Here is a 6,688-nt window from a genome sequence, read left to right on the forward strand (position 1 = left end):
ATCCTGGAAATCGGAAGTCATCCACCGATTCTTCCAGCCCCCACGCCAAGGACCCGGAATATCACCCGGCGTTTTAACGACTACTGACCCACGCTCCTAGACGGGCTGCGACTCGGCCGAGAATGCAGGGATGCCGGACTACTGCGCTGGCATCTAGCAGTGTTCCCGCCCGATTTGGGCTCTTCCGGCGACTGAAAGGAGCGGCAGGACGTCGTCCTCCACGAACCTTTCCCAGCGGCAGCCGCAACGGCTAGGGCCGCTGCCCCGCCCCTCGATCCCTCTACGAGTCTCCTTACAGCGACTCTGCCCCTGCCGGGCCGGAAAGTTTGTTCCCGGAGGCGGATGTGGATCTGCTCGCTGAGGCGTTGAATCGGGTGCGCGTTTCGGCGATGGCGGGGTAAAGCGGACGTCTTCCGTGCACGAACTTTCAACTTAGTAGTCTTAAAAATCGTTTCCCATCTGGAAGGGTGGCGTCTTCGATAACGAGGTGGGATCTGTCAAGGGATGGGGTCCCGCCGGAACGGCATGATGGACATCCACGGCGTCGTCGATGACGGAATGCAGCAGGAACGCCCCCTCGGCTAGGCTGCCTGGCAGTGATTAGCAGGTTTCAACAGAGGAGTATTGAATGAAAGCCAACGCTTATAGCGCAGAACTGGCCGCGGCCATGGAGGCCGGTTTTGTAAAAAACTACTACACAGGGGAGCACTGCCACAGCCTTGCCGACGCCTACATGGCGTCCCTGCCCGAGAACTCCCTGCCTGAGGACATTGAGGAGCGTGAGGAGTACGACCGCCTGGTCCGGTGGTCCCTGGAGAAGAGCAACGCGTCGCCGGGAGAAGTCGTCAGGACGTTTAATTACATCCGGGTCAAAGCAGTGCGGGTCGCCATGAAAGTCGCTCAGAGGCGCGGCGAGGTAGGCGAGCACGAGTTCCTTTATTAGGTCCCAGGACCTAACGTCGTACGCACCGCCCTGGGGCGTCCAAAAGGACATGCACGTCAGAACCCAACTGGGCTATTACACGTGCGGCATGACTGAACCCTCGGCTTACGAGCTCGAAGCATGACGCAATGCTCAGCGGTTCAGAGGCCGTCCGGCCTCGCAGGCGGTGAGGTTTGCCGGCGAGCAAATGGCCGCAGGAGCTGCGAAAAGCGGTGAGCGCGCCACGCAGTATCTCGAGGGTCAGCCCCGCGCCCATGCAGCCGTCTTGCTGCTAGGAATCCGCCGCCAAGAGTACCCTTGTGATCAAAACCAGCACCCGCGAAGCCGTCGACACTATTCCGTCGACTGGAGCGGTGCCGGTGTTTCCGGAGGGCGTAGTCGACTGGAGCGGTGTTGTTGTTGCGCGTGGGGCTTTTGGTGAGGACCTCGTCGTATGTCGGCGATGTCGCTGACATGTAGGCGGCGTGGGAGCCTCAAAGTGTCTCCCAGGCCTTCAGGTCCAAGACTTGGGATGCCTGGTCCGGTGCGTTCATGTTTTGAGGATGCCACAGCTTCGCTCGTTCGCCGGCCGACTCCGAACTGCGTCGGGTATTGCCGGACCTCGTCCGGCGTGAGACCCCGGTACACACCAATTAGTGAGGGTCGGGCGAAGATTTTCCCGACCCAGAGTTAGAGGACTATTTCATGTGGCTGATGCGAACTGCATTCAAGATCTGTTTTCCACCCAGTGGCGTCAAGGCTGTCGCCCGGGACATCGTCAAGACGGTGGACAATGCGGCGGCCAGTGGCCTGGCTAGCCAGCGCACTTCGGGCACGGCGGCGTCGCCGTCAGAGGTCGCCCCAAGGCCGACGCCGAAGCCCGTAACTCATGACTGGTTCTTGTTGGCCTTCTGGGTCATGATTGCCGTCTTCAGCTTCAGCTTCACGTACGGGATCCCCCTAGGAGTTTTGATCGTCATCGGACTCGCAATCTACTTCAAGGTCACCTCCAAACTGCAGGCGAAGTCTGCAGCGGCGGCGGAACCCAGCACGCCGAGCTTGGTGCCACTTCCAGCCCCGGCCATCCCGTCAGGATCACATGCGGAAGTGAAACTGCCCGCAATGAAGGTTGCTCGCCTTGTTTCGACTACTACTATTGCCACCCCTCAGCCGCCACATCCCGGTGTTCCCGCCGGTTGGTACCCACGGGGCGACGTACAGCAGTACTGGGACGGCAACGTCTAGACAGACCACATAGCCCCGCTGGTCTGAGGACGTAGCGGCAAGTCACTTTCCGATCGATGACTGAGCCGCACGGGGTCTCTCCCAGAGTGAATGGTGCGGGCTGTAACGGCGAATTAGCGCCTGCGGGGCCCGGCCTCAGTGTTAGCGGCGCGCACATACTCCTCCAGTTCCGCGATGCTGATTATGGGCGTTTCAGACATCGACAGGCGGGCAGACAAGAGTCGTTCATCCACCACAACGAGTGGAACGACCGTCCAACTACCCTTGAGCGCTGCAATCCCGAGTTCGTTGAGTGTCGGGGCAACGTGTCTCCGAACCCAGTCCGCTCTGAGTGCAAGTCGTTTTACTGCCGCTTTGTCGGACTTGAGCAGGTTGTCGATTTCGTTGGCCAGTTCGGCAGGGGTTCTGGCGACTTCAAAGTCCTTGGCCTCGATGACGTAGATGCGCCGGTGGCGTTCGTCGACCCCGATGGCATCGATGTCTCCCAGATCGGCTCCGTCAATGTTCCTGAAGTCGTGGCGGCCTATTCGGCTAAGACGACTCCTCACTCCAGTCAACGCGGCTGCTTTCAGGCCATTTGCCACGGTCAATTCGAAGGAGTCGCCTTTGGCGCTTCTGATTTTGTTCAAGGCGGTCTTCATGGGTTTCGTCTTGGCCTGCAACCTGCCCGCCTTGAACTGATCCAGCCAGAACGAAGCGGTTTGCCACAGCCGCCGCCGGCCCGCGACTATCTCTGTTGCGTCTTGGGGGCCGGTCTGTAGAAGGGGGCGCCTGAGGTAGGACAGGTCACGATTGAAGCGCCATGGGAAAACGGAGGTTCCGGCTTTCCAGTATTCCTCCGCTGTGGCTGCCCTGGGAATCAGTGTGAGGGCATTGAGAAGGGCCTCGACTTTAGTGTCATCCCATCCAGCCTCTGTCGTGAGTTTCTCTCGGATGCCTGCTTCGGTGACCGTGAAAACGTCCCTGAAGCCGTCGTCGTCTCCAATGGAGATAATGTGGCCGCAGGCCTCTCCCAGATCCGTGAAGGTGAAGCCGAACTCAAGCTCGGCCAATGCATCAGCGTCCGGCAGGGAGTAGATGTCATTACCTGCTGCCTCTTTCAGGTCGGCGATAGCAGCCTCGAACGTCAACTGTGCCCGGGTGTCGCCGAAATGCGTGAGCGCGCGGTGATATCTGTCTTCGTCGCGTGAAATTCCCAGTCGTCCGGAGCCAAGTATTGATACCTCGGCGTCGGATATGTTGTGCCGGATGGCGTCGGACAGCATCCCTTTGTTGATGATCTCGCTGCCAAGGGCGAGCATGTGGTCGTATGCCTCGTTGGTGAGCGGAAGGGTTCCCGAGGGCGCTACAGCTGTGACGTATTCGATGAGGAAGCGACTTGCCAATGATGACGCAACGGCTTCAGTTTGTTGGTCTTGAAGCCTCTGAACCTGGTTGTCGCCGGTTCCGAAGCAGGCCAGCCGCGCCCGCAGTTGCGCAGGCTCCCGCGCCGTTTCGGAGCTAAGAGCTTCGTCCAGGGTAACCAGCTTCTCCAAAAGACCCTCGCCGCTCAGGGCGCCGACTGTTTCGTGGAGCTGATCCATCAGCCACCGGGTGACCTTCTCGTTGAGGAAGCTGGTTCGTTGATCCTTGCCGATTGGGCCCGGCAAAAGGCCTTGCTCGTCTGTAAGAAAGGCGCCTAAGTCATCTAAAACCTTGGCGACAGGAGCAGATTGGACTCGACGTGCGTCTGGCAAATTGCCGGCCCATTCGGTAACCAGCGTCCCGCCACCGTAGACATGAATCATCTGCTTTGGACCGGGAGGAACCACCATATTTAGCAGAGCTTTCAACGCTGCACCTGCAGGCTCGTCCGGGGCCAGGGTTTCAAGCAGGGTCGCTACCAGATGACGGTCCAGGTAGTTGGGCGGATCGTCGGCCTCAGGCGGGGGAGGGGCACTGAAGGTCAACGTCAAGCGCCCGGACTCGACCATCTGCGCCGAAATCCACCGCGATTCGTCATCCTGGTCCCCCGAAAATTCCATCCTGGAGGGACGCGTTGTCACGTCGACTTCAAGAATGCCGTCGTCACCGTTAGCTGCTGGCAACGATGGGCGCACAGTCATCAGTTGCCACAACCAGTAGGCCACCGCCTGGCCGAGATCATAGGTCGATGTCGCCGTTCCGCCGTGGTCTCGCCCCAGACGGACCCATACACGGCGTTCGCCGGTTGCAACGATAATCGATGCCTGTGAAGCGCCAAGGACCAAGTAGAGCGGTGCTGATTCGCGCCCATGAAGGGCATATGCCTCTGACAGGACCCTGGCTTTGGGGTCAATCACCCAATGCCGGTCGATTCTCCGGTAGTTGTCGATCCTCAGTTGTTGTCCGTATCCCACGTCGAAACTGACCATGGTTGGCCTTGCTTCGTCGCCCATGTAAAAACTGTCGTCGTGATCCCGGTAGAAGGAGAACACGTCGACAGCAGAAAACGCCAGGACCCTCGCTTCCCGTTCGAGGCGTTCCCGGGCCAGGGCAAAGTACCAGAGGGTCATCTTGTCGGTTCCTGGAGATTGGAGGATTGTTTCCAGGTCATCCATCGGAAGCAACAAGGTAGGAGTTGAGGTTTCTGTGTTCGGTATCCCGAACGCCATGTCCCTGCCGACCCCCTGATACGCAACAATGCGAAGCGTTTTTTCCGGTGGCGTGTCGGATGCTGAGAATACTTCGTGGATGCTTTCGGAGAGCGCAGGGACCCGCCAGTGCTGGAAGATTGCCGACGGGTTGTAGTCGGTCAGGTCATCCACTAGACAGATGACGTCCAGGGTCTTGTCCTGATCGAACATTGTGCTGCCGCGGAGGTACCCATCTCCGGACTCGGTGAACTCCAGCGGCTCGTCCGGTATGGACTGAAGAAGCCTGCGGGCCTCGTGTGCGGTGACGTCACGCAGGGCGTGAGCCAGGGTAGTCGAGCATCCCCACTCGTAGCTTTCGTGGATGATGTGGTGACGGAGGCACGCCAGCAAGTGCCCGGGAGATGCCAGTGTCACTACAGATCCGGACTTGATCAGCGGCTTGAGGATGATGCCGTCGTCGATGAGATCGCCCTCGCACCAATCAGGGATTTCGGCTCCGGTTTGAACGAGTTGGTCCTCGAGGTACTCCCGCACGTAATCAGGTATGCCGGCCCAGAGCCGCGCCGTATCGAACTGGACGTATGCGGACAGATCAGCAAGTTTTTGGGCGCCCGGAACGGTCACGGCCTGGCCCCGATGCAGCGTAACGGAACCGCGCTCAAGCCCCGCAGTACTGGCGACGCTGTGGCTGAGGTCAAGAAGGCACGCGGCCAACGCTTTAACGCGTACGACGTATCCGGCGGGGAACGTGTCCCTAGCGGAACCGACTACTGCTGCCAACAAAGACGAGGCGGTGCGGGCGCCTCCTCCCTCCGAGATCCCTTCCAGAACGCGCCGTGCCCCGCCGGTATACGGCACCTCCGTGACGTAGATCCCTTCATACCGATCTTCCTGCTGTCGCACGTCAGATCCGGACACGAAGGGATCCGCCAACAGCTTTTTCACTGTCGAGGAGGAGAGGCGCCGAGCTTGGGGCCGGACAGGAAGGCGTGCGGCTACCGCTGCCAACCTCTGAAGTCGAGTCAGGAAATGCACGTTGGCCGGCACGAGCTGCAGAGAACTGGCTGCTGCGAGTAGCGCAGGGCCGTCCACCTCGTCCCAGGCTCCGCCTTGCGGAATGATGTTCGATACCCCTGCCCGCATCAAGTGCTCAGCCCATCCCATGGCCTCAGAGTCGGCGAAAAAGTCTTGCAAGTGATCCCCCTTATTGCGCGGTGCCAGCATTTCACAGTGCACCGACGTTTCGGGGGCGACACGAGATATTGCGTTGAACGGGTAGGGCGAGCCGCGGTCACGCTCGTCGAACGGTAACTGCGGACTTAGGGCGCCGGGATCGCTGCCCTCAATACCTAGTGGGGCGTGCTGCTCGACGGGCACAGTCCTGCATCAGCCAAGAATGGTGCCGTCAGCCGTAACCGCTTCGACCCGACCCTGATCTACGATTCGTATCTGGGCAGGGACCAACCGTCAGACAGAGCTTGCATCGGCGTGGTCGCGGGTGTGTCCGGGTAGAGTTCGAGGTCCTCCGATGAAGGAGATTCCTACACCGTCTTACAGTTCAACGGGGTTGGCGTCGGTGCCGAGTTCTGCCCAGAACTTGCCAAAGTCGTCCAGGCCAGCGAGCGGCGAAGACTGGGCGAGATCGACGATGCCCCGGACGACGGCGTGAACCATTTGGGGGTCCCCTGAGTCCATAGCCTGGTCGAGGCGGACGAACATGTCCTCGCTGGTCTGCGCGCGCTCAGCGAAGAATCGCTCGAAGTAGAGCCTCAGAATCTTCTCGGCCGCGTGGATGCGGTCGACCTGGACATGCTCGGCTGCTGCAATAGACGCGCGCTTTATTAGCGCTCCGGGAGTGAGGCCGGCGTTGGGTAGCGCGGCCACGGCGACACGTGTAGGGATCTTT

The 6,688-nt window shown here is 60.1% G+C and carries 4 protein-coding genes; 2 read left to right on the forward strand and 2 right to left on the reverse strand.

From position 1 onward, the window contains the following. Positions 1-628: 628 nt before the first annotated feature. Both AC50X9_RS19565 and AC50X9_RS19570 read left to right on the forward strand, forming a co-directional pair. Complete coding sequence (locus tag AC50X9_RS19565; RefSeq protein ID WP_494896405.1) at positions 629-943, forward strand: hypothetical protein; 315 nt, start codon at positions 629-631, stop codon at positions 941-943. A 684-nt stretch (positions 944-1,627) separates the two neighbouring features. Next, positions 1,628-2,167 carry a hypothetical protein gene (locus AC50X9_RS19570; RefSeq protein ID WP_494896407.1) on the forward strand — a complete coding sequence of 180 codons (540 nt, stop codon included), beginning with the start codon at positions 1,628-1,630 and terminating at the stop codon, positions 2,165-2,167. Between the two features lie 113 nt (positions 2,168-2,280). Here AC50X9_RS19570 and AC50X9_RS19575 read toward each other — a convergent pair whose 3' ends face one another. Continuing rightward, positions 2,281-5,976 carry an anti-phage protein Upx-like protein gene (locus tag AC50X9_RS19575; RefSeq protein WP_494896409.1) on the reverse strand — a complete coding sequence of 1,232 codons (3,696 nt, stop codon included), beginning with the start codon at positions 5,974-5,976 and terminating at the stop codon, positions 2,281-2,283. 357 nt (positions 5,977-6,333) lie between these two features. Further along, a complete protein-coding gene (locus AC50X9_RS19580) occupies positions 6,334-6,666 on the reverse strand; it encodes a hypothetical protein (protein WP_494896411.1) in 333 nt (110 codons plus the stop codon). Positions 6,667-6,688 lie beyond the last annotated feature (22 nt).

Source organism: Pseudarthrobacter sp. HLT1-3 (genome assembly GCF_059383535.1).